General features: G+C 69.6%; 19 protein-coding genes and 1 tRNA gene. 10 read left to right on the top strand and 10 right to left on the bottom strand.

Annotated elements, in window-relative coordinates; translation table 11 throughout:
- Nucleotide 1: 1 nt before the first annotated feature.
- From IOD14_RS37950 to IOD14_RS37930, 5 genes are all read right to left on the bottom strand, one after another.
- Nucleotides 2–718, bottom strand: coding sequence for a polysaccharide deacetylase family protein (locus IOD14_RS37950; RefSeq protein WP_212672678.1), 717 nt, complete (start codon nt 716–718; stop codon nt 2–4).
- Nucleotides 702–2,429, bottom strand: a complete 1,728-nt coding sequence (locus IOD14_RS37945; protein WP_212672677.1) for a lipid II flippase MurJ — start codon at nt 2,427–2,429, stop codon at nt 702–704. The genes IOD14_RS37950 and IOD14_RS37945 overlap by 17 nt, the downstream gene beginning before the upstream one ends.
- Nucleotides 2,430–3,166: 737 nt before the next feature.
- Entirely contained in the window at nt 3,167–4,483 is a 1,317-nt protein-coding gene (locus IOD14_RS37940; RefSeq protein WP_249126172.1) for an O-antigen ligase family protein, read from the bottom strand.
- A gap of 81 nt (nt 4,484–4,564) precedes the next feature.
- Nucleotides 4,565–5,980, bottom strand: a complete 1,416-nt coding sequence (locus tag IOD14_RS37935; RefSeq protein WP_212672675.1) for a sugar transferase — start codon at nt 5,978–5,980, stop codon at nt 4,565–4,567.
- On the bottom strand, nt 5,977–7,149 hold the full coding sequence (locus IOD14_RS37930) for a glycosyltransferase (RefSeq protein WP_212672674.1): 1,173 nt from the start codon (nt 7,147–7,149) through the stop codon (nt 5,977–5,979). The genes IOD14_RS37935 and IOD14_RS37930 overlap by 4 nt, the downstream gene beginning before the upstream one ends.
- A gap of 616 nt (nt 7,150–7,765) precedes the next feature.
- Between IOD14_RS37930 and chpG the strand changes: the two genes are divergently transcribed.
- The 8 genes from chpG (at nt 7,766) to IOD14_RS37890 (ending at nt 12,870) form a co-directional block, all read left to right on the top strand.
- Nucleotides 7,766–8,005 carry a chaplin ChpG gene (gene chpG, locus IOD14_RS37925; RefSeq protein ID WP_123989324.1) on the top strand — a complete coding sequence of 80 codons (240 nt, stop codon included), beginning with the start codon at nt 7,766–7,768 and terminating at the stop codon, nt 8,003–8,005.
- A gap of 253 nt (nt 8,006–8,258) precedes the next feature.
- Nucleotides 8,259–9,071, top strand: a complete 813-nt coding sequence (locus IOD14_RS37920; protein ID WP_212672673.1) for a hypothetical protein — start codon at nt 8,259–8,261, stop codon at nt 9,069–9,071.
- Nucleotides 9,072–9,242: 171 nt separating this feature from the next.
- A complete protein-coding gene (locus IOD14_RS37915) occupies nt 9,243–9,530 on the top strand; it encodes a hypothetical protein (protein ID WP_123989322.1) in 288 nt (95 codons plus the stop codon).
- 161 nt (nt 9,531–9,691) lie between these two features.
- Entirely contained in the window at nt 9,692–10,189 is a 498-nt protein-coding gene (locus IOD14_RS37910; protein WP_123989321.1) for a DUF5949 family protein, read from the top strand.
- A complete protein-coding gene (locus tag IOD14_RS37905; RefSeq protein ID WP_123989320.1) occupies nt 10,189–10,773 on the top strand; it encodes a vitamin K epoxide reductase family protein in 585 nt (194 codons plus the stop codon). Before IOD14_RS37910 ends, IOD14_RS37905 begins: the two co-directional genes overlap by 1 nt.
- A 116-nt stretch (nt 10,774–10,889) precedes the next feature.
- The gene (locus IOD14_RS37900; protein WP_123989319.1) at nt 10,890–11,402 is read left to right on the top strand and encodes a hypothetical protein; all 513 of its coding nucleotides are present in this window, start codon (nt 10,890–10,892) and stop codon (nt 11,400–11,402) included.
- 150 nt (nt 11,403–11,552) lie between these two features.
- Nucleotides 11,553–12,020, top strand: coding sequence for a tyrosinase family oxidase copper chaperone (locus IOD14_RS37895; protein ID WP_123989318.1), 468 nt, complete (start codon nt 11,553–11,555; stop codon nt 12,018–12,020).
- Complete coding sequence (locus IOD14_RS37890; RefSeq protein ID WP_212672672.1) at nt 12,004–12,870, top strand: tyrosinase family protein; 867 nt, start codon at nt 12,004–12,006, stop codon at nt 12,868–12,870. The genes IOD14_RS37895 and IOD14_RS37890 overlap by 17 nt, the downstream gene beginning before the upstream one ends.
- A 64-nt stretch (nt 12,871–12,934) precedes the next feature.
- Here IOD14_RS37890 and IOD14_RS37885 read toward each other — a convergent pair whose 3' ends face one another.
- The gene (locus IOD14_RS37885) at nt 12,935–13,231 is read right to left on the bottom strand and encodes a chaplin (RefSeq protein WP_123989316.1); all 297 of its coding nucleotides are present in this window, start codon (nt 13,229–13,231) and stop codon (nt 12,935–12,937) included.
- Nucleotides 13,232–13,424: 193 nt separating this feature from the next.
- On the opposite strand from IOD14_RS37885, the gene IOD14_RS37880 reads away from it, so the two are divergent.
- Nucleotides 13,425–14,009, top strand: coding sequence for a DUF2087 domain-containing protein (locus IOD14_RS37880; RefSeq protein WP_212672671.1), 585 nt, complete (start codon nt 13,425–13,427; stop codon nt 14,007–14,009).
- Here IOD14_RS37880 and IOD14_RS37875 read toward each other — a convergent pair.
- From IOD14_RS37875 to IOD14_RS37860, 4 genes are all read right to left on the bottom strand, one after another.
- Nucleotides 13,986–14,945 carry a D-2-hydroxyacid dehydrogenase family protein gene (locus IOD14_RS37875; RefSeq protein WP_212672670.1) on the bottom strand — a complete coding sequence of 320 codons (960 nt, stop codon included), beginning with the start codon at nt 14,943–14,945 and terminating at the stop codon, nt 13,986–13,988. The genes IOD14_RS37880 and IOD14_RS37875 overlap by 24 nt on opposite strands.
- Before the next feature lie 58 nt (nt 14,946–15,003).
- Nucleotides 15,004–15,429 carry a TrmO family methyltransferase gene (locus tag IOD14_RS37870; protein ID WP_349252446.1) on the bottom strand — a complete coding sequence of 142 codons (426 nt, stop codon included), beginning with the start codon at nt 15,427–15,429 and terminating at the stop codon, nt 15,004–15,006.
- Between the two features lie 504 nt (nt 15,430–15,933).
- A tRNA-Arg gene (locus tag IOD14_RS37865) sits at nt 15,934–16,008 on the bottom strand.
- Nucleotides 16,009–16,110: 102 nt separating this feature from the next.
- Nucleotides 16,111–16,767 (bottom strand): hypothetical protein, encoded by a 657-nt coding sequence (locus tag IOD14_RS37860; RefSeq protein ID WP_212672669.1) that lies wholly within the window; start codon nt 16,765–16,767, stop codon nt 16,111–16,113.
- A gap of 612 nt (nt 16,768–17,379) precedes the next feature.
- Here IOD14_RS37860 and IOD14_RS37855 point away from each other — a divergent pair.
- Nucleotides 17,380–18,807, top strand: a complete 1,428-nt coding sequence (locus tag IOD14_RS37855; RefSeq protein ID WP_212672668.1) for a DUF262 domain-containing protein — start codon at nt 17,380–17,382, stop codon at nt 18,805–18,807.
- Nucleotides 18,808–20,397 lie beyond the last annotated feature (1,590 nt).

The following is a 20,397-nucleotide window of genomic DNA, read 5'->3' as shown; positions in this document are numbered from 1 at the left end:
CTCAGATCCCCTCCACCGGACGGCGGCGCAGCCGGTGCAGCCGGTACTTGAGAAAGAGGCGTACGGCGGTGTCGCTCTGCCCGATGTGGACGCGGGGGAGCGCGAGCGGGCTGTCGATCGAGCCGGGGTCGATGGCGCAGGCGTAGGCGTACCCGGCGTCCCGGACGGTGTCGACGGCGCGTCGGTCGAGACTGCCGTACGGGTAGCAGAAGCCCTCGACGGGGGCGCCGGTCAGCTCCTCCAGCACCGCCCGGCTCTCGACGACCTCCGACTTGAGCAGGACGTCGTCCGCGGTCGTCAGGTCCACGTGGGTCAGCCCGTGCGAGCCGATCTCGATGCCGGCCTCGGCCGCCTCGCGGATGCCGCCGGCGCTCAGCAGCGGCTTGCGCGGGCCCAGCGGATCCCAGGCGTTGTCGCCGCCGAGCAGACCGGGCAGCACGAAGAGGGTGGCGCCGAAGCCGTGGCTGCGCAGCGCGGGCAGGGCGTGGTCGAGGAAATCGGCGTAGCCGTCGTCGAAGGTGAGCCCGACGAGGCCCTTGCGGCTGGGCGCGGCCAGGAGGTCGGACACGGAGACACCGCGCAGCCCGCGGCGGCGCAGCCAGGCCAGCTGGCCGTCGAGGCGGTCGGGGGTGACGGTGACGCGGTAGGGGTCGTCGGAGCGGTCGCCCACCGAGTGGTACATCGCGATCCACGGGGTGGATTCAATGGGTGCGGCCATGAGCGAGCCTTCGTGTGACGGAGCGGACGGACTGGAGGACGGGGGCGAAGCCCTGGGAGCCGAGAGCCCGGGCGAGCAGGCAGAAGACGATGAGGACGGTCGTCGCGCCGATGACCAGGCCGGTCAGGGGGGCTTCTGCGATGCTCGCGGCACAGGCGCCCGCCAGGGTCGCGACCGCCGCCGCCCGTAGCGGTCTGCTCAGCTCGGCCAGCACCGGCCGGGTGCGGATCGGGACGCTGCGGCGGCGCATCCCGGCGAGCAGCAGGGCGGCCGTGACGGTGATGCCGCAGGCGTTGGCGGCGGCGATGCCGAGGACGCCCCAGGGGGCCACGGTCCAGGCGCCGACCCAGGAGGTCACGACGATCCCGGCGGCCATCGCGGCGACCGGGTACCAGCTGGGCCGGCCCGCCGAGAAGTACGAGCGGACCAGGCAGCCGGTCATGGTCTGGCCGAGCAGTCCGAGGGCGTACACCCGCATCACGTCCGCCGTGGCCGCCGTGTCCCGGGCGGTGAACGCGCCCCGCTGGAAGAGGAGTTCGATGATCTGCGGGGCGCACGCGATCACCGTGGCGGCGCCGAGCAGCACCATGCAGGCCGCGAGCGCCAGGTCCCGTTCGACCCGGTTGCGGGCTCGCTCGACGTCCCCGTCGGCGAGGGCGCGGGCGACCACCGGGAAGGTGACCGTGCACAGCATCAGCGACAGCGTCATCGGGATCTGGGCGACCTTCTGCGCGTAGTTCAGGTGCGAGATGGCGCCGGCGGGGAGGGTCGAGGCGAGGAAGCGCTCGATGAGGACCTGGGACTGGCGGCACAGCGCGAAGAGCAGGACGGTCGCGACGAGGGCGGCGGTCACCGCCCGCTCGGTGCTGGCCACGGGCTCCGTCCGGGTCACCCGCTTGCGACACAACTGCCTCACGAAAGAGGGCAGTTGAATGAGGACCATCAGTCCGCTGCCCACCGCGACCCCGATCGCCGCCGATCGCACGCCCCAGTGCCCGCCGAGGACGAACATCGCCGTGATGATGCCGGTGTTGTACGCCACGTAGATCGCCGCCGGCGCCAGGAACCGGCGGTGGGCGCGCAGGGCCGCGCTGCAGTAGCCGGTGAACCCGAAGCCCAGTACGCACAGGGCGGTCAGGCGTGTGCAGTCGACGGCGAGCGCGGGGTCGGGCAGGCCGGGAGCGAGTGCCGCCACGAGGTAGGGGGCGGTGGCGACGATCAGCGCGGACACTGCGACGAAGGCGAGCGACAGCCGGGGCAGGGTGCTCGCGACCAGCGAGCGGACCGGGTCGCCGGGGGCGCCCTGGGCCCGCCGGGCCAGTGCCAGACTGAACGCCGGGATCAGCGCGAACGCCAGCCCGTCCTCGATCAGCAGCGTCGAGGCGAACTCCGGGACGGTCCACGCGACGAGAAACGCGTCGGTCTCGCTCCCCGCCCCGAACAGCCGGGCCAGCGCCTGGTCCCGGACCAGTCCGAGCAACGCACCGGCGATGGACAGCACGGCGGTGACGAGCGTGGCCTTGGCGAGGAACCCGCGTGAGACGGGGGCGAGCTCGGTGTCCTGCCCGGCGAGCGGGCCGGTCTCGGCGGAGCGGGCGGGGGGAACGGGGGCGAGCACGGAGGACGGGGCGGGGCCGGCGGCGGACGGACGAGCGGACCCGACACCTCGAACGGTGCGGCCGGTCGGCGCAGGCGGTGCTTGGGCGGTCACGTCGGCTGGTTCCCAGGAGGATCCGTGGGCCGGTCCCTGGGAGGTCCCGCGGGCCGACTCCCGACCGGTCCCACGAGGGGGGCCGGCGGCGCTCGGCGCAGTGGGCTCTACGGTCGTACGGGCCCCCGGGGTTGCCCCCGATGCCTGCGTGTTCCGGGGCGGCTGCGAAGCTCGCGGGTCCTGGGCTGGGTGCGAGGCCTGCGCGTATCGGGCTGGATTCGAGGCCCGCGTGTTCTGGGGTGGTTGCGAAGGCTGCGGGTCCTGGGCGGGGCTCGAAAGCTGTGTGTCCGGGGCGAGGTCCGACGCCCGCGTGCGCTGAGGTGGCTGTGCAGCCCGCGTGGCCGGGGGTGCCCCCGATGCCTGCGCGTCCCGGGGCGGCTGCGAAACCCGCCGGTCCCGGGCTGGGTCCGATGCCTGTGCGTCCCGGGCTGGGTTCGAGGCCCGCGTGCTCTGGGGCGGTTGCGAAGGCCGCGCGCTCGGGGCTGCCCCCGATGCCTGTGTGTCCCTGGGTGGCTGTGAAGGCAGCGGGTCCTGGGCTGGGTCCGAGGCCCGACCGTCCCGGGCCGCCTCCGACGCCCGTGTGCTCGGGGCTGCCCCCGATGCCCCCGCGTCCCGCGGCGGCTGCGATGCCCGCGTGTCCCGGGTCGGCTCCGAGGGCTGCGCGTCCGGGGCTGGGACCGACGCTCGCGTGCCCTGGGATGGCCCCGCGTCCCGGGGCGTCCGTGGGCGTGTCACCCTCATCGGAGCGTGGCCTTCTCGGCCGGTTCGCGGAGCGGGGGGCTGGGAGCGGTCCGGGGTGCCGGGGCGGGTGAGGACAGGGACCACCATGCCGTCAGGCCGAGGCACACCGCCGTCAGTACGGTCGAGGGGCCGCCGATGTCGGCGTAGGCGAAGTCGGTCAACTGCCAGACGAGCAGCCCGCAGGCGACCAGCCCGCAGTCCAGGCCCGACCCCGACCGCCGCCGTGCCCGCAGCAGCCGCCGCAGCCCGCACACCAGCAGCGCGAGCCAGCCGCCCGCGAGGGCCAGCAGCCCGATCAGGCCCTGCTCGGCGAGGATCAGCAGGTACATGTTGTGCGGGGACAGCAGCGGCTGCCTGCGGAACGCGGCGCCCGCGCCCTCCGTGTCGCTGCCCGCGGACAGCGCCAGCGAGGCGTGCGCGTCCCGGTGCTCGGGGAAGCCCTTCAACCCCACACCGGTCAGCGGGTGTTCGCGCCACATCCCGACCGCCGCCGCCCACATGGTGTAGCGGTCGGTGACGGACTGGTCGGGCGCGTCGGTGACCTGCGTGATGCTGTCGACCCGCTCCTGCAGCATCGCCGAACCGACCCCGAAACCGCCGACGAGGATCACGCCCAGGGCGGCCACCACGGCCCCCACCTTCAGCGCCCGCCGCAGCCCGGCCAGCACCAGCTGCACCACGATCGTCACCACGGTCGCGATCCACGCGCCCCGGCTGAAGGACAACGCCAGGGGCACCAGCAGCGCGAGCGCGCAGCAGGCGGCAACAATCCGTTGCCGTAGGGGATTGAGGCCGAGCGCGAGACCCACCGCGCACACCAGTCCGAAGGACACGACGGTCGCCATGCCCATCACGTCCTGCGCGCCGAAGGTGCCGACCGCCCGGATCTCCTCGCCCTGGTAGGAGGCGCCGGTCCCGGTCAGGAACTGGTGCACCCCGAGCGCCCCCTGCCCCAGCGCGAGCCCCACGAACGCCCAGGCCAGCAGCCGGAAGTCGGCCCGGCCCCGGATCAGCAGCAGCACGGCCGCGGGGACCAGCACGAAGATCTGGAGGTAGCGGCCCATGCCGGTGAGCCCGGCTCCGGCGGACGAGGCCCCCATCGCGGCCACGGCCAGCCCGGCCACCGGCAGGCCCAGCAGCACCGCGGCCGTACCGGACAGGGGCCGCCGCCGCTCCCGTACGAGCCGCAGCACGCAGTACAGCACCACCAGTGCGGAGACCGCGTCGGCGGGCCCCGCGCCGCCCTCACCGCCAGGACCGAGCGGCAGCGCGAGCAGGGCGACCACCGCTAACACCGGTAGCACCGGGGGCATTTCGCGCACGCGGGACAGCAGTGGCGGGGTTGGGGGCGGGGCAGGCTCGGCCGCTGCCCCGGGCGCGTGGGTCATCGCGGCTCAGCTCCCCGTCGGACGCACGAGCGCTGCCGCGGTGCGCAGCAGGATGCAGATGTCCTGCCACAGCGACCAGTTGTCGATGTAGGCGTTGTCGAAGCGGGCCCGGTCCTCGATGGAGGTGTCCCCGCGCAGCCCGTTGATCTGGGCGAGACCGGTGATGCCGGTCCGCATCCGGTGCCGGGCCGCGTAACCGGGGTAGGTCTGGCTGAACTTCGCCACGAAGTAGGGGCGTTCGGGCCGCGGACCGACCAGGCTCATGTCGCCCCTGAGGACGTTCCACAGCTGGAGCAGCTCGTCCAGCGAGGTCTTGCGCAGGAAGCGGCAGAACCACGACATCCGGATCTCGTTCGCCACGCTCCAACGGGTCGCGGCCTCGTGCTCGTCGACCGGGCGGTGGGTGCGGAACTTCAGCAGCGTGAACGGCTTGCCGTCCTTGCCGATGCGCTCCTGGCGGAACACGACTCCGGGCCCGTCGATCAGCCGCAGCGCCACCGCGCACACCAGCAGCAGCGGACTGACCAGCAGCAGCAGCGTCCCGGACACGGCCACGTCCAGCAGCCGCTTGCCGACGCTGCCGTGTCGCCGTACACCCAGGTCCAGGCGGCGGCAGGAGAAGCCGGCCAGCTGGTGCCGCGTCTCGTACGACGGCGAGTCCGCGTCCACCTCCCACACCGTGCAGCCCGACTCCGCGAGCGCCCTGAGCAGCGGCCCCTGTTCGGACCGTACGGAGGGATGGACGGCCAGGACGTCCCGTACGCCGTTCTGGATGAGGGCGCGCTCGACCTCCTCGCCCGCGGTCAGCACCGGCAGACCGTCGCCGCCGTCCGGCTCGTCGGCCACCACGCCCACCGGCCGTACCCCGCACTGCGGATGGCGCTGCACGGCGGCGGCCACCCGCTGCGCGGTGCGCGCCGGGCCGACCACGAGTGCCGCGCGCGGGCGGGTCAGCCGGGCGATGCGGCGCCGACCGTGCACGATGCCGCGGCCGGTGCACGCCACCACCGACTGGATCAGGAAGCCGGTGGCGAGCGTGGTCGCGCTCAGCGCGTGTTCCGGCGCGTGCGCCGCCACGAGCGCCGCGACGGCGAGCCAGGCCACCGCGATCCGGCCGCAGACGGTGGGCAGTTCGTCCAGGACGCCCGGCACCGGCCGGGACAGGTGCGGGCGCAGCAGCGCCGACACGGCGACCAGCAGCGCCACGAGAAGCGGATGGCGCAGGATCGCGCAGGTGCCCAGCAGGGCGGCGAAGACGTCGGCCGCGAGCAGCGGCACCGGCGAGGCGGGCCGGGCCGGGGGACGGCGCAGCGGGAACCGGAAGCCGGTGGTGGTGCCGCGCGGCGCCATGACCGAGACGGGCGAGAATCTCAGACCCCGTGGCTGCCCGCCGGGCGAGGGGACGGTACTTTCCGCGGTCACGAGTGGATGGACTCCCTGTACTCGGTGGGCGCGAGGCGCCCTGCGTCGCCGCCGAGGAGCTCGCGGTACACGTCCGCCACCGCCCCGGCCGTGTGCCGTACGTCGTGCGTGGCCAGCACGTGCCGCCGCCCCTGATGGCCGAGCGACTCGCGCAGCAGCGGGTCGAGCAGCAGATCGGAGACGGCCCGCGCGAGGGCGGCCGGACTGCCCGGCGGTACCAGGCAGCGCGGCGCGAGACCCGGGGGCAGGCTCTCCCGGGCGCCCGCGACATCCGTCAGCACGACCGGCCGCCCGCACGCCATCGCCTCCAGCGGCGCCAGCGCCATGCCCTCCCAGCGCGAGGGCAGGACGACCAGGTCGGCGGCCTGGTACCAGGGCGCGGTGTCGTGGACGGCGCCCGCGAACACCACGGACCCGGGTGCCCTGGTCCTGAGGGCGTCGGCGTCAGGACCGTCACCGACCAGCACCAGCCGCGCCCCCGGCACCCGCGCCAGGATGGCCTCCCAGGCCCGCAGCAGCAGGTCCTGGCCCTTCTGCCGGCACAGCCGGCCCACGCACATCACGAGCGGGGCGGCCGGATCGACCTCGGGCAGCAGCGCCGCCCGTACGGTGCCGACGGCGGCGGGGTGGAAGCGCTCGGGCTCGATGCCGTTGGGGATCACGCTCCAGCGGCCGGAGATCCCGGCGCGCACGCCGGTGGTGCGCTCCGCCTCGCTGACACACACCACCCGGTGCGCCCAGCGCGCCCCCTCCCGTTCCCACCGCAGCGCGAGTGCCGCGGTGAGGCCGCCGACCGCCTCGAAGGACCAGGCGTGCGGCTGGAACACGGTCGGGATGCGCCCCCGCACCGCGAGCCGGCCCGCGAGTCCGGCCTTCGCGCTGTGCGCGTGGACCAGATCGGGCCGTACCGCGTCGATCAGCCGGGAGATCCCCCGTACCTCCTGAAGGAGCGCGGGGCCCGGGGAGCGCGTCGCCTGCCAGTCCCGCACGTCGGCGCCGAGCGCCCGGAGCGCGGGGGCGAGCGGGCCGCCCGGGCAGCCGACCGTGACGTGCAGACCCGCCGCGAGCTGGGCTCGCGCCAGGTCCGTCACCACCCGGGCGACCCCGCCGTCCACCGGCTGGGTGAGGTGCAGGACCCGTGGCCGAGGGTCGGTGGCTGACTGGTGCATGCGCGGTTTCCTCGCTCACGGGTGGTGCTCAAGAGGGGCGGGAACGCGCCTCACTTGCGGGCGTCGACAGCGGCGAAGAGCACGCCGGCCCACGCAACGTCGCGCTGGGAAACGAGCCGGAAGGCCAGCTGGTCACCGCCCGACCCGGGCGCCTTGCCGGGATCGAACACATCAAAGGAGTGGCCGTGGGCGTTCGAAGCGGAGGGCACACCCCGCGAGGGCGCTGGTCGGGGCTCACCGGTGGTCGAATTCGGTACGCCCGTACGGGGGTTGGCGGCGTCGGCAGGAGCGACACCCACCCGGCGGTCCGTCGAAAGGGTGAGCGAGTCACCCGTGTGGCGGCGGATGCAGGTGGTGGCCATGACCGATGTCGCCCTTCCGGAAAGTGCGGTCCCATGGGTGCGATTTGCTGCCTATAGGGGGGTCGGGAGGCCCGCCACACTAGCCGCTATGCGTATTAATCGGGTGAAAGGCGACAAGTGTGTCGAGTCGCTGAAGCGGCGGCTCTCCCGAGATCACCCCTTTGGGGGCACAACCCGGGGGCGCGTTGCGCGTTGACACAGCGCCGGGCATCCCCGCCCGGGTGTTTGTGTCAACCCCCAAGGAGCACCTCTCCATGTCGCGTATCGCGAAGGGCCTGGCCCTGACCACCGTTGCGGCCGCCGCCGTTGCGGGCACCGCCGGCATCGCCGCCGCCGACGCCGGCGCGCAGGGCGCTGCCGCCCACTCCCCGGGCGTGCTGTCGGGCAACGTCGTCCAGGTTCCGGTCCACGTGCCGGTCAACGTGTGCGGCAACACCGTCAACGTGATCGGTCTGCTGAACCCCGCGTTCGGCAACGAGTGCGCCAACGACTGACGTCGGCGTCACCCCCTTTGCCGGCCGGGCTCCCGTGACTCCATCACGGGAGCCCGGCCGGTTCTCGTTTCCCCGTTACCCCGAACGGGGGGCAGGTGTTCGAAGCGGTCGATCGCGTTTGTCATGGCCCTCACCAGCGGGAACGCCGGGTTGACGCGATCGGGGCGCTCGCGTTCCGTAGTCGATCGGTTGCAGTGCGCGATGGGCGCTTTCACGGTGGGCACAAGATCCTCGTGCATCGAAAGGAACACCCATGCGTGGTCTGCCCGTCCGGCGTATCGCCGCCTCCGCCCTCTGTGGTGCCCTCCTGGTGGGGCTCGCCGGGCCGGCCGCGGTGGCGGCCGAGACCGAATCGGCGCGGGAGCGCGTCCACACGGCCTCCGCGGCGCCCGTCCCCGGCGCCGACGCGCTCCTGGCCCAGGTCCAGGGCCTGGGCAACCTGGGAGCCGTGCTCACTCCGGTCACCGACCTGCTCAACGCCGTACTGAAGGCGGACGACGGCCAGCTCTCGCCCGAGGAGGCGACCAAGCTCGGTGACGCCGTGAAGAGCGCCCTGTCCAAGATCACCGCGGCGGCTCCGGCAGCCCCGGCGACCCCGGCGGTTCCGGCGACCCCGGCGGTTCCGCCGGTCACGCCGGCCCTTCCGCAGGTCCCGACGAGTTCCCTGCCGACGAGTTCGCTCCCCACGGCCGCCCTGCCCACCGGCTCGCTCCCGACGCTTCCCTCCCTCGCGAGGGGCGGGGACGACTCCAAGGCCCTGTCGACCTCCTCCGCGAAGCTCCCGGCCGACCTCGTGGCCGACGCGTACGCCGCCCTCTCGAAGGCGGTCGACACGCTGCTCGAAGCCGTCACCTCCGGCGATGTCGCCAAGGTGGTCCCGGCCGTCACCGGCGTGCTGACCGGCCTGGTCAACGTCCTGGCCGCCACGCTGCTGAGCGGGAAGCTGCCGCTGCCCAACCTGCCAGGACTGCCCGCGCTGCCGGCTCCGCCGGCGCTGCCCGGACTGCCGGCGAGCTCGTTGCCGACCGGCTCCCTGCCGACCGCCGGGGTGCTGCCCGCGTCGTAGCGCGAGCGGGTTCGAGCCGTTCCGTTGTGCCGGCCTTTTCCGAGGCCGGCACAACGGCTTTTTCATGAAAGCCCAATTACTCGCGGCGGGGTTTCCGTACCGGGCGGAGATCGTTGGACAAGTCGCCCGAATTCCCTCTGGCGACGTGAGTTGCCGAAAGAAAGGAACCCGATGAAGTCCCTGAAGGCTGCCGCCGTAGTTGCCGGTTCCCTGGCCCTCGCCGGTGCCGCCGCGCCCGCGTTCGCCTACAACACCGCCGACATCACGCCCACCAGCCTCAACGGTGCCGTGAACACGCTCACCAGCGGCCGGATGCAGCCCGCCGACGTGATGCCGCTCCAGCACCAGTCGGACGCGCTCGACACCGAGAACAAGGACTCCGTCCTCAACACCGTGAAGGGCGCGACCACGACGCTGAACTCCAGCGGTCTGCTCGGCGGTCTGCCCCTCCAGCACTGACGTTCCTTTCGCGCTCTCGGGGCCGGTTCCACCCCGCACGGAACCGGCCCTGTCAGCCTGTTCGAGGCGCTTCCCTCGATCGTGTGGAGCGGGCGCGGGCGCTCGCCCGGTCGGGTGAGAAGGCGGCCGGCGGCCGACCGGCGCGTCGATAAGGTCGCGCGGTGACCTCAACCTCAAGCGAAACCCGCCCCTTCCACGCCCCCGACCTGGGCACGCTCGTCGTGATGGCCTGGAGCGGCGAAGCCCCCGACGGCGACATGCCCTACCTCCTCGCCTACTCCCTCGGGGACGGCGCGGCCGGCCCGGAGGGCTCGACGGCCGCCGTGGAGGCACTGCTGGAGAACAACGACCTGCCGGTCGGCGGCGACCTCGTCGACGGCAAGGCGCGGCCCAGCCTCCCCGTCAGCCTGCTCGTCGAGTCCGGTGCCGCCGTCGTCACCATGCCGGGCTTCAACGCCCAGTGCGTCCCGCCGCAGGAGTGGCTCGACGCGGTCGGCGAACGCGGCTTCGCCTACTTCGTGTTCACCACCCGCCCCTGGCCCGAGGCCGAGCCGGGCAAGCCCGTCGACCCCGAGGCGCTGGCCGCCTTCGCCGGTGCCGAGGAGACGCTGAACGCGGCGGCGCACATCGTGCTGCCGGCCCGCAGCCTGCGCGGCTGATGGAGCGGACCGCAGGCGGCAGTCGCGCGTTCGCCGCGCTGCTGGTGATCACGGGAGCGGCCGGACTCCTCGCCTCCTGGGTGATCACCCTCGACAAGTTCAAGCTGCTCGAGGACCCGGACTTCACCCCGGGCTGCAGCCTGAACCCGGTGGTGTCCTGCGGCAGCGTCATGAAGAGCGACCAGGCATCGGCCTTCGGGTTTCCCAACCCGATGCTGGGCCTGGTCGCCTACGGCATCGTCGTCTGCGTCGGCGTCGGTCTGTGGACCGGCGCCCGCTTCCCCCGCTGGTACTGGGTGACCTTCGACGCCGGCTGTCTGTTCGGCGTCGGGTTCGTGTCCTGGTTGCAGTTCGAGTCGCTGTACCGGATCAACGCCCTGTGCCTGTGGTGCGCCCTGGCATGGGTCGCCACGATCGTCCTGTTCTGGTACGTGACCTCGTTCGACGTACGCCACCGATTCCTGCCCGCGCCGGGCGCGTTGCGGTCCTTCCTCGCCGAATTCACCTGGCTGCTGCCGCTGTTGCACATCGGGATCGTCGGAATGCTGGTCCTGACGCGCTGGTGGGACTTCTGGACGAGCTGATTGGCGTAAGTCCGACTACTGCGGCAGTCGGGGGAATCTTGCGCTGTCCCCGCCCCGGAATCGTTACGAGGTACGGACGTTGAGCTCGCCGATTCCTGAAAGGGACCGTACCTGAGATGAAGTCGACCACCCGAGGAACCATTGCCGCCGTCATCACGGGCGTAGCGGCCGCGGTGGGCGCCGCGACCCCCGCCGCCGCGGTGGACACGGTCCCGGTCCCCGTGCCGCTCGAGGGCGTCGAGAACTCCCTCAACATGCAGCTGCCGAAGCTGGGCGCGGAGCTTCCGCTGCTGACGCCGGGCGCGCCCGAGGGCCCGCAGTACGTCGAGGGGCGGCTCATCCCGGAGCGGGTGCTGCCGCAGGTGCCGATCGGCGGTGCGCTGCCCGGCGCGGGTCTGCGCGCCCCGCTGCCGCACGTCCTCGGTGACGACTTCGACCACGTCGGCCTCGCCGCCCCCGCCTCCGACCTGCGGACCCTGGCGCCGGGACTGAGCGTGGACGCCCCGCTCACCGCGCCCAACCCCGACAACTACGGCCTCCCGGACACCAAGCTCCCCCAGGTGGGCGTCCTGGCCCCCGTCCTCCGGACGGTTCCGGGCGCGGACCTGGTGACGGGACCGGGCCTGTAGAACCCAGTCGCCCCGAAGGGCCCGGGTGCCGTCGCCCCGGGCCCTTCGGCATGCTGCGCGCCGCCCGTTCACCTTCCCGGCCCTCCGACGGTGACCGAGTGGGGGGTGCGGCGGTTACCGGTAGGGACAACCCGAACCGGAGGAGCAGCGATGGTCGTGAGTGTCGAAGTGGCGGCGGTGGGGACGGCGCGCAAGAGAGGCGGGCCCGCACGGGTGAGCCGGCGGGACGTCCTGCTCGGGCTGTTCGGCCCGGCGGCCGTGGCCGCGGCGTTCGTCCCGGTCGTCGCCGCCACCCGCTCGATCCGCGCGGCCGAACCGCCCGCGGACATCGTCTTCGACGAGACCTACCGGGGCCGCCGCATCCGCGGCATCCGCACCTCCGCCAGCTCCGCCGGCCGGGTCCTCGGCGACGCCCAGTGGCAGGTGACCGTCGACGGACGGCCCCTGCATCTGATGCGCCGCGCCGACGGCACCTGGCTGAGCATGATCGACCACTACAGGTCGTACGACACACCGCTCGCCGCCGCCCGGGCCGCGGTCGACGAGCTCGGCCCCGGGCGGCAACTGCGCGAGGGAGGACCGGAACACATGGGGGGAGACCATGGCGTACACGCGTAAAGATGTCAGCACACTGACCGCCGCCGAGAAGCGGCGGTTCGTGAAGGCGATGCTGGAGGTGAAACGGCGGGGCGAGTACGACGAGTTCGTGCGCACCCACATCGAGTACTACACCTCCGACGGCGAGGGCGGCCTGCGTACGGCCCACATGGCGCCGTCCTTCCTGCCCTGGCACCGCCGCTTCCTGCTGGACCTGGAGCGGGCGCTGCGCCGGGTGGACTCGTCGGTGACGGTGCCGTACTGGGACTGGACCCGCGACCGTACGACGACGTCCGCGCCCTGGACCGCGGACCTCCTCGGAGGCAACGGGCGGCGCTCGGACCGGCAGGTGATGTCGGGGCCGTTCGCCTACGCGACCGGCAACTGGACGCTCAAGGAGGGCGTCACCGACGGGGAGTTCCTCACCCGGGACCTCGGCCGCGCCGCCGCTCCCCTCGCGCTGCCCACGAAGAGCGAGCTGGAGGGGGCGCTCGCCGACCCGGTCTACGACGTCTCGCCCTGGGACTCGACGGTCTCCCGGGGGTTCCGCAACCGGCTGGAGGGGTGGGGCAGCGGCCGGGGCAGCGTCGCCTGGCGCAACCACAACCGGGTGCACCGCTGGGTCGGCGGCGCCATGGTCGGCGGCGCGTCCGTCAACGACCCGGTGTTCTGGATGCACCACGCCTTCATCGACCTGTGCTGGTACCGCTGGCAGCGGCGGCACGGGGGCACCCGCTATCAGCCGGCCAGGCCGCCCGGTCCGGCGAGCGAGCAGTACGAGCGGATCGTGGCCCGCCACGAGAAGATGCCGCCGTGGGGCGTGACGCCCGATCAGCTCGAGGACGTCAGCGGGATCTACCGGTACGCGTGAGGATTTGGGCATGGGAAGAGCCCCGGCGCTCGAGGTGCCGGGGCTCTGTGCCGCGTACGGACGATCAGCCGCCGTAGCCGTAGCCGCCGTGTCCACCCGGGCCGGGGTTGCCCTTGTGGCCGCCGTCGTTCACGCACTTGTTGCCGAAGGCCGGGTTCAGCAGGCCGATCACGTCGACGGTGTTCCCGCACACGTTGACCGGGATGTTGACCGGGACCTGGACGAGGTTGCCGGACAGGACGCCGGGCGAACCGACGGCCTCGCCGTGGGCGCCCGCGTCCGCCAGCGCCAGGCCGGCGCCGCCGATGACCACGGCACCGGTGCCGAGGGCGACACCCGCTGCCTTCGCGATGCGAGACATCACGTTCTCCTTTTGACTCGGTGGGTGAAACGGCAGGACGCGCCGTCGCACTCCCCCTTCAACGCGAAGGCTCACTCCTGGTAACGGCGTTCATGTGGGGATCACCCTTTTTGAAGCTGAGGGCCGGGTACCGCCCTGGTGTGCGAGGGAAATTCGCTCGGACCGGTCAGGGGTCCTCGACTAGCCTCCGGCCATGACCACCGACACCGAACCGGTCGACCGAGTGATCCGTCTGTTCGCCGAGGAGAACCGTGTGCGGGCCTTCGCCGCGGTGGCCCTGGGCGCCGGCAGCCCCGCGGAGGTCGCCCGGGCGTCCGGACTGTCCGCGCGGGAGACGGCCGTGGCGCTGCACCGGCTGGGCGAGCAGGGCGTGGTGGCGGAGGGGGACGACGGGACCCTCGGCGTGGCGTACGGCTTGTTCCGGGAGTACGCGCGGGAGGCGGCGCGGCGGGAGCGCTCCGAGGAGGGGCCGGCCTCGGGGGACACCCTCGTCCTGCGGACCTTCGTCCGGGGCGGGCGGCTGGTGCGGCTGCCGGCCCAGTGGAACCGCAAGAAGCTGGTTCTGCGGCACATCGCCGAGCAGACCTTCGAGCCGGGCGTCGCCTACCCGGAGCGGGTCGTCGACGAAAAGCTGCGGGCCTGGTGCGAGGACAGCGACGACATCGACCATGTGACGCTGCGGCGCTACCTGGTGGACCTGCACCATCTGCGCCGCAGCGAGGGGATCTACCGTCGTGAACCGGTGGACGAGGGCTCAGGGCAGCTGTCGTACGGGTGAACCCGCCAGGTAGGCCTGGATGTTCTCGACGGCCTGGCCGTAGTACGTCGTGTAGTTGGCCTGCGAGACATAGCCGAGGTGCGGAGTGGCGAGCAGGCGCGGAGCCGTGCGCATCGGGTGGTCGGCGGGGAGGGGCTCGGTGTCGAAGACGTCGACGCCCGCTCCGGCGATCCGGCCCTCGTGCAGGGCGGCGATCAGCGCGTCCTGGTCGACGATCGCCGCGCGCGAGGTGTTGATCAGGTAGGCGGTGGGCTTGAGGAGGGCGAGCTCGGCGGGGCCGAGCAGACCTCGGGTGCGGTCGCCCAGGGCGAGGTGGACGGAGACGAAGTCGCTCTCGGCCAGCAGTTCCTCCTTGGACGCGGCCAGGCGCACGCCCACCTCCTCGGCGCGCTCCTTGGTGAGGTTCTGGCTCCACGCGCAGACCTCCATGCCGAAGGCGAGCCCGATCCGCGCGACGCGGCTGCCGATCCTGCCGAGGCCGAGCAGTCCGAGCCGGCGGCCGTGCAGGTCGGCGCCGACGGTGGACTGCCAGGGGCCCTGTGCGCGCAGGGCGTTGCTCTCCTCGACGATCCCGCGCGCGAGGCCGAGCAGCAGTGCCCAGGTCAGCTCGACGGGCGGGGTCGACGCACTCGCCGTACCGCAGACGGTGACGCCGTGTGCCTCGGCGGCCGCGTAGTCGATGACGGAGTTGCGCATGCCGGAGGCGATGAGCAGTTTCAGCCGGGGCAGGCGGGCGATGAGGGAGGCCGGGAAGGGGACGCGCTCGCGCAGGGTGACCACGATGTCGGCGTCGGCGAGGGCCTCGGCCAGGGCGTCCTCGTCGGCGAAGTGGGTGTCGTGGGAGACGACTTCGACCCGGTCCGCGAGCGGTGACCAGTCGGCGAAGCCGGTCGCCGCCCGCTGGAAGTCGCCGAGCACGGCGCAGCGCAGACGCATGTCGGTCCTTCCCCCCTGCTTGATCCGGTCGGGCTGGATCTGGTTCAGGTGATCGACTCTACGCCGCGGCACTGACAGCAGGAGCGGCACTGTCAGTAGTGGTTGCGCATGATCTCGGTCGCCCAGGAGGGCTGGTCCTTGCGGCTCTGCGGGCCGAGCTCGGCCAGGTAGGGCTTGACGTCGAGACCGGGGTGCCGTGGACGGCGTCCAGGCCCTCGACGCGGATGTCGAGGCCGTCGGTGCGCAGCAGCCGGCAGCGGGGGATGCCGATGCGGTTGGGGCGGCTCTTGCCGCGCTGGGCGAAGATGCCGACCAGCGGCCAGTCGGTGTTGCCGCGCTGGGCGAAGATGCCGACCAGCGGCCAGTCGGTGTTGCCGCGCGGATGGCGTGCACCGGTCTCGATCCTCTCCACCGGCACCCGGTCGAAGTGGTACGAGACCTCCAGATGGGAGAAGTCGTCCAGCCCACCGACGAGCCGGCCCACCGGAACCGAGACGACCTCCGCCGGACGGCTGCCCGAAGGCGCCTGGTCACATGGTGCCGCAGGGGTCGGACATGAATGGAGCCTCTGTCCGGTACGGGTGTCTTGGCTGAACGACGGCCGCATTGTCGGCCTCTCGGGCTGCTGCGATGGAGTCGCGGTGGCGTTGTGCCGCTGTGGGGAAGAGTGGGCTTCGCCTCAGCCGGTGCGCGTCTTCCGGGTGCCGAACCGGGCGGGGGCGAGCTTGTCGGCGTCGACACCGGTGTGGGTGGGGAAGGGATCCAACGAAGCGCCTCGGGTGCGGGGTTGAAAGGGCCGCTCATCGAGTGAGGCGTGCTGCGGGTGCTCCCGGAGCGCGGTGGTCCTGATGGTTCCCTGAGGAGCTGCGAGAGGTGGCTTCCTGGCCTGGTGCAGTCCGCCAGGCGCCGTACCGCAACCGAGTCCGGTAGGCGAGTCACGCGGCCCGCAAAGATCCTTCTGGCTTGTTCTGCCTGCTCAGAAGGGTTGTGGCGCCCCCGGCAGGACTCGAACCTGCGGCCAAGCGCTTAGAAGGCGCCTGGTGTCTGAGGTGCCGCAGCACCCTGACCTGCCGGGCTGTCAGGGTCAGGACCTCCCGGCCGCCAGCTTCGACACGCATTCGACTCTGGCGGACAGAGAGGCGCACCACGCAACCATGCTCCGTCATCACCACTCCTGGTCCAGCTCCTGCCTCATTTCAGCGAAGAACTCGATCTGATTCTCTTCGAACGCCTCCAGGTATCCCGAGTAACCCGCATGCAGGAGGTGGGCAAGCTTGTGCAGCTCATTGACCTGCTCATAGAAGTTGAGGTTTACCTGGCCTGGTCGCGCCGGCGCACTCCGGGGGCCGTGGCCAACCGTGGCGTACCGGTAGGTCTCGCCGGTCTCGTCTTCGCTGTCCAGCCAGGTCAGTAGGTTCCACGACGCGGTGTCGATCCGGTTGTTCGGCTCTGGCAGATCCAGGAGTTCCATGTACCGGTTGAGTCTGTCAGCCAACTTCTTGATGTTGTGAGTGTGGAGCTTCCTGTTGAGGGTGTCGGCGCTGAGGTTTTCTCCCGTGTACCCGCCACGGATCAGGCAGCGTGCGGCGAGCCGGATTAGCCACTTAAGGCTGAGCTCGATGCTGTGTCGGTAGTTGTAGAGGATCGGTATGGGCAGACCGTCGTTCGGGCCGCGCTCGATCCAGTGCCGTGCCGCGATCTCGGCTACCTCCAAGTAGCCAGCAGCGATGGTGAGGTCGTCCTCGTAGCCACCCAGAACTGCGATCTCGTGGAGCCTCCACCGCGGCCGGGGCAGGTTGAGGAGCTCCTCGTCTTCGTTCATCGCCCCAGGATGCCGCTCGGCGCTGGCATCATCCACTGAAATTGCCCTCCAGCCGTATGGCCGGCTGTGAACTGAAGACGGTGATGGTGATGTCGGCTGGCGGGTCGGAACTTGCGCACGCGACTCCGGAGGGCCCTTCACCTTACGGGAAACGCGCTGCTCAAGGGCTTAAACGCTAAGTTGCGTGGGCCCTGACCTGGAAGTCGAGGCGCTTCAACCAGGCGGCTGCGTGGTCCTTCCCTCCGCTGAACTCGTCGGGAGCCAGTCGCCCCTGGTCCCACTTGTGCGCGACTCCGGCGATGGCCTTCGAGTCGTACTCTCATCCCTCGTGAAGGAGAACGTACGAACGGGCCTTACCGAAGTGGTAGGCCGTCAAGAAGGCCTCGCGGCCCAACTCGTCATGCTCAGCGATGGCCTTGGGTACGGACTCCCGTGTGATTGCTCCTCGATGCATGACCGAAGGCTACGGCCGGCCACCGACCCTGTGAGGCCGGAAGGACCCATCAACTGAGTGAGCTGGCCGGGCGCCAGGCATCGACTCATCGCCAACCTCACCTTGCTTCAATGGACTTGTACTGCACAAACGCCCCATCGCTGAGGTAGGTTGCCGCCATGGCAGATCTCGATGAGCTCGAAGGCATCGCTGAGGACCCGAGCGATCAAGTGGCGGACATCAGCACAGCCGGCATGATTAAGATCGGACAGCAGCCTCAGATAGTCACGCCAGTAACCGAGACGATCCTTTCAGTCCTGTCGTCGGTAAAGGATGGCTCAGTAGTACTACAGCCGCCCTACCAGCGCCGCGCTTTCTGGGACAGGAAAAAGAAGTCGGCCCTCATCGAGTCTGTATTTCTTGGCCTCCCCCTCCCTCTGATCTATCTAGCAGATGCAGAGATAAATATGGATGGCGAGTCGGTGCCAGTTCGCGAGGTAGTTGACGGACAGCAGCGGCTTACATCTTTGAAAGAGTTCTATGATGGAACCCTAACAATTCCCGAGGATTCTGTCGTTGAAGAGCTTCGTGGACGACGATTCGTTGATCTGAAGCCTGGCTTGAAGGCAGGATTCAAGAACTTCAAACTTTCAACCGCCACTATCCCCATAGATGCCCGCGCGGACAAGTTCGAACTGTTTAAGCGACTTAACCAGAAGAGTACGGTTCTATCGGACCAGGAACTCCGGAATGCGGTACACCATAGTGATTATCTCCGGCAAATTAAGGGCCATTCGGAGCGGCTCAGAGAAAAACTGAGGGTTTCTGATGCCGAGTGGAGCCGCATGAAGGATGTTGAGTACTTCTCGCGACTGCTCGCGTACCAGCGTCGAGGATACCTGGACTTCCCGAATAAGCGCCTAAATCAATTTCTTAACGAAGAAATGATTGTAGGGAAGTCAGAAGATCCAGATGTTCGAGAACGTCGATTCAAACTGATCGAAAAGGCCCTAGATCGCGTAATACTTGTGTTTGGTGAGCTTAGGTTCCGGCCGTACCGCATCCCGGATCGCAGTTTCGGTGAATGGGCTAGGACGCTGAACCGGGCACTAATGGAGGCTCAGGTGTGGGCGTTCCTCGATCATTCGCGGTATGGCTTCAAAGACGCCGGGTCTTTTGACCGAGCTATCCGAGAACGGCGCAGCGAAATCATCGACGCTGTGCAGCGGCTGCATGTCTACAATGAGCGTTTCAATGATGCCATCCAGCGAGGTACCACAGGTAAGCCGAACGTAGAGTTCAGGTTTGCTAGATATGATGCTGCTATCCGTATAGCGCTTAGCGATATCCCGGAGGGGCGTCGTCGGCGTTTCTTTACGCTGCAACAGAAGCAGAACATATGGGATCGAACGGCTGCCGAAGATCGCAAATGTTCAGAGTGTGATCATCCAATGCGCTTTGAAGAAGCTGAGGTTGACCACATTAAACCTTTCGCAGAGGGCGGCGAGACGGTCGAAGGGAACGGTCAGCTGCTACATAGGGCCTGCAATAGAGCTAAGGGGGCGCGGTGGGATCCTGTGGATGAAGTGGAAACTGACGTCGCATAGGAAGCCGGGCTGACAGGCGCACCGGCGAAACTGCGAGTCACTCGCTCTCGGCTTCACTTTTCGTTCACATGTGCAGCATGCTCGGCTTATTTGAATTTGAGGGGTCGTGGAGATTCCAAAGGAAGTGCGCGAGGAGGATCCACTCGCCGCTAAAATCAAGACCTGGCTTTCGGAGCAGGGCTACCCTCTTGAAATGCGGGTGGCTAGCGTATTCAAGAGGCACGGCATTCCTGCGGTGCCATCTGATTACTACTTTGACAGAGAATCGGGAAATCAGCGCGAAATAGACCTTGCGGGGAGAATTCGCCTACTCTCCCCCGAAAGTGGATCCCGTCAGATTTCGACGTACCTTTGCCCAATTGTGGAGTGTAAGAGCTCTCCAGGAAAGCCCTGGATCCTGTTTGGCGGGGGACTGCAACTGGCGCCCGCAGCGAAGATCGCTCAAAGGTTTACTCTGAATAATGCGACTTCGTACTGGCTTCGTCTTGCGCGGCAACTTAGCCAGAATCCAGCGATGCGAGGGGAACTGCCTCTATTTGAGGTAGAGGGGAATCCTTCATATTCTGCAGTTAGAAGCAGTCTCGGAAAGAGTCGAGAAGACGTGGCGTACTCGGCAATGACAAGCGTTTCCAAAGCGGCATTCGGTGTGGCGAACAAATACAGCGCGCCAGGAAACTTGGCGCTCCAGATTGCGGTTCCGATTATTGTCGTGGACTCGCCCATGTACAAATGCGTGCTCGATTCCTCCGGGAGTCCAGACCTGACAAGAGTCACTTCAGGGACTATTGTGTGGCGCAATAGGGTGTCTGGGTCAAGTCTGCCGCACTCGATTTTGCGCGTATATTCAGAAGAGGCGCTACCTGAATTGTGTCAGGACATATTGAAGACCGCGGAAACTCTCCGTCGAGTAATTGGAGAAGAACCGTGGCTTGGGGAGTCTGGAGAGTAATCGAATCGGCCGTCTGATGGCCACCAGGTCGGCGTAGCGACTTTGGCCGGGAGCTGCTTTGGCGCGAGTGATCATGGCCCCGTAAGCTTCCGGCGCGTCGGGCAGTCTGTGGACCTGCCCGTTAAAGCACGACGTTGGGGCCATGATCTTCGAGGCTCGCGCCAAAGTGGCTGGCTAAAGTCGTGGAGCCGACCGCCCCAGCCACAGCGGGTTCTCCCCTCTTATGGCCGCGCCCGCCCTCCGGCCGGCGGCCTGGCGCGCAGTGGGCCGTATGAACGCCCGTGCATCTGGCAGCGTCGGCCCGCATGTCACCGCCACCACGATCCGGCCTCATTCGGTAAACACAAAGCGTCTTTGACCTGCACCATTGGGGATCAACGTTCGCGCCTGTGCCCGTGTTGGAATGTGGCCGCTGCGTGCGGCGACGGGCGGGCGGCGACGTGCGCCGGTGGCGAAGACATGGAGGCGGCGCGGCGGCGACCGACCGTCGCCGCCGCGCTTGACGCGGCCCTCGGTTGGTCCGATCTAACGGTGTTAGGCAACCGGGTGGAAAGAGGTGCGGCGTGGCCCCGGAAGCGGGGCGTTGAGGTCTAGCCGCGGTTGGAATTCTCCTCCTGAGGCCGGATCGTGGTGGCGGTGAC

The sequence above is a fragment of the Streptomyces sp. A2-16 genome (assembly GCF_018128905.1).
GTDB lineage: Bacteria > Actinomycetota > Actinomycetes > Streptomycetales > Streptomycetaceae > Streptomyces.
Note: the sequence above shows the minus strand (reverse complement) of the source record. Positions and strands in the feature narration are given on the sequence as shown.